Below are 397 nucleotides of genomic sequence, written 5' to 3' on the forward strand. Positions count from 1 at the left end.
TATTTAACTTTCGCTTAGCCTACAATGTTCAGCTCAATAAAAATGTGATTGTCATTGGTCTTCCAGGAGATGGTAAAACCTTTACTTTTGTATTGCCAAATTTAATGCAGATGAACTCAAACTTTGTTGTGACGGATCCTAAAGGAAATCTGGTACACGAAGTTGGGAAGATGCTGGAGAAAGCTGGCTATGCTGTTAAAATCTTTGATTTGATTCGGCTCAAGAATTCAGATCGATTTAATCCTTTTCATTACATGAAGTCTGAGCTAGATATTGATCGTATCTCTGAAGCAATTACTGAGGGAACAAAGAAGAGTGAGCATACTGGAGAAGACTTCTGGGTTCAAGCAGAGTTGATGCTGCAACGTGCATTGATTGGTTATCTCTATTTTGACTC

General features: G+C 38.0%; 1 protein-coding gene. It reads left to right on the forward strand.

All coding sequences use genetic code 11. The features are described from left to right. The coding region (locus tag CBI42_RS11455) for a type IV secretory system conjugative DNA transfer family protein (protein WP_179211424.1) at window positions 1-397 on the forward strand (397 nt) is incomplete at both ends.

Source organism: Streptococcus sp. KR (genome assembly GCF_002238115.1).
GTDB lineage: Bacteria > Bacillota > Bacilli > Lactobacillales > Streptococcaceae > Streptococcus.